This is a genomic window from Mesorhizobium sp. M7A.F.Ca.US.002.01.1.1, from assembly GCF_004022955.1.
In the GTDB taxonomy this organism is placed as follows: domain Bacteria; phylum Pseudomonadota; class Alphaproteobacteria; order Rhizobiales; family Rhizobiaceae; genus Mesorhizobium; species Mesorhizobium ciceri.
Map to the genome: position 1 here is coordinate 1 of NZ_RZQE01000751.1, position 1,937 is coordinate 1,937.

2 protein-coding genes and 1 pseudogene are annotated in these 1,937 nt (G+C 64.9%); all 3 read left to right on the forward strand.

Annotated elements, in window-relative coordinates; translation table 11 throughout:
* Window positions 1-225: pseudogene (locus EN932_RS35020) on the forward strand (gfo/Idh/MocA family oxidoreductase); the annotation flags it as partial.
* Entirely contained in the window at window positions 222-1,130 is a 909-nt protein-coding gene (locus tag EN932_RS35025; RefSeq protein ID WP_013530991.1) for a sugar phosphate isomerase/epimerase, read from the forward strand. The pseudogene EN932_RS35020 and the gene EN932_RS35025, both read left to right, overlap by 4 nt.
* Before the next feature lie 103 nt (window positions 1,131-1,233).
* The coding region (locus EN932_RS35030) for a substrate-binding domain-containing protein (RefSeq protein ID WP_128369472.1) at window positions 1,234-1,937 on the forward strand (704 nt) is incomplete at its 3' end.

The window sequence follows — 1,937 nt, forward strand, 5'->3', positions numbered from 1 at the left end:
GGAATGTTCGACAAAACCCAGCCGATCGAGGTGCCGCCGCTCGATGCGTCCGATCGCGTCGGCGGCCATCTCGGCATTCTCCAGGATTTCATGCACGCCATCGAGACCGGCACCGAGCCGGAAACGCGCGGCGGCGACAACATCAAGAGCCTGGCCATGGTTTTTGGCGCCATCGAAAGCGCCGAGACCGGCCGCCGCGTGACAATCGCAGAGGAAGCACAATGACGCCGAACCCGCTTCTCGACATCCGGATCGGCACCATGGTGCGGGCCAATCTCGACGACCCGGCGGCTTACATCAAGCAGATCCTGCCGCTCGGCTTCGAGAGCATCCAGCCCTTCTTCTGGCAGACGCTGGGCGGCAAGGATTTGCCGCGGCTGGCCGGCCAGATCCGCGAGGCGATCGGCGATGCCGACGTCACCGTGTCCTCGCTCGGCGTGTTCGGCAATCCGCTGGAAGACGGCGAGGTCGATCGCGGCGTGCTCAAGGCCTGGGAGACGGTCATCGACAATGCGCATCTGTTCGGCACCTCGATGGTCAGCGGCTTCACCGGCCGCCTGCGCGGCAAGAAGCTGACCGACAGCCTGCCGCGCTTCAAGGAGGTCTGGGGACCGCTGGCCAGACGCGCCGCCGACAAGGGCGTGCGCATCGCCTTCGAGAACTGCGCGATGGACGGCAACTGGGCCGCCGGCGACTGGAACATCGCCCACAATCCGGACGCCTGGGAGCTGATGTTCAACGAAGTGCCGGACGACAATCTCGGGCTGGAATGGGAGCCCTGCCACCAGCTCGTCTATCTGATCGATCCGATGCCGCAGATCCGCAAATGGGCGCCGCGCATCTTCCACGTCCACGGCAAGGACGCGACGGTGCGCTGGGATGTCATCCGCGAGCATGGCGTGTTCGGCCGGCTGCCCTTCGTGCAAATGCGAACGCCGGGCTTCGGCGACAGCGACTGGACGCGGGTGATCAGCGAATTGCGGCTGGCCGGCTACAAGGGGGCCATCGATATCGAAGGTTGGCACGACCCGGTCTATCGCGGCGACCTCGAGATCACCGGCCAGGTGCGGGCGCTGGAATATCTCAAGCAATGCCGGGGAGGGGCCAGCTACCTGCCGAACCCGATGTGAGGATCGGCCGGCGGGAGGAGCCGGCCGGGATGTCTGCAACGCACATTGCCGAAGCGAATGTCGAAACCCCTCGCTTGCGAGGACAAAAAGGGAGGATAAGTGCATGAGCATGACGATGAGAAGGACAGTTCTGCGCTCGACCGTCGTGGCCGCCGCCACGGTGCTTGCCGCTGCGATCTCCACCTTGCCCGCGCAGGCGCTCGACGCCAAATGGTGCAAGGACGTCCACATCCGTTTCTTCGTCGGCGGCGCCGAGGGCGACGCTTTCGGCACCATCGTCTACAATGGCGCCAAGCAGGCAGAGGCCGATCTGGGGCCGAAGGTCGACTACATCTTCTCCCAGTGGGACATCGAAAAGATGGTTCAGCAACTGCGCGAGGCCGTCGCGGTCAAGCCCAACGGCATCGCCATGATGGGCCATCCGGGCGATGCATCGATCATGCCGCTCGCCGAACAGGCGCACAAGGATGGCATCAAGATGATGTACCAGAACGTGCCTGTGCCGAAGGTGGTGGAAGCGTTCGGCGGCGGCTATGTCGGCGCCCAGCAGGAACAGCAGGGCCGCGCGCTCGGCGCCGAGGCGTTCAAACTGGGCAAGCTGAAGGCCGGCGACAAGGCGATCATGATCGGTCCGTTCGAAAACGAAAGTCGCGGCGCGCGCGAACGTGGCACGGTGGCGGCGCTCAAGGAAGCCGGCGTCGAGGTCATCCAGTTGTCCTCACCGCCGAGCGGCGAATGGGCGTCCGATCCCAACCTGGCCATTCCGGTGATCACCGCGGCGCTGCTCAACAATCCCGACGTCAAGGC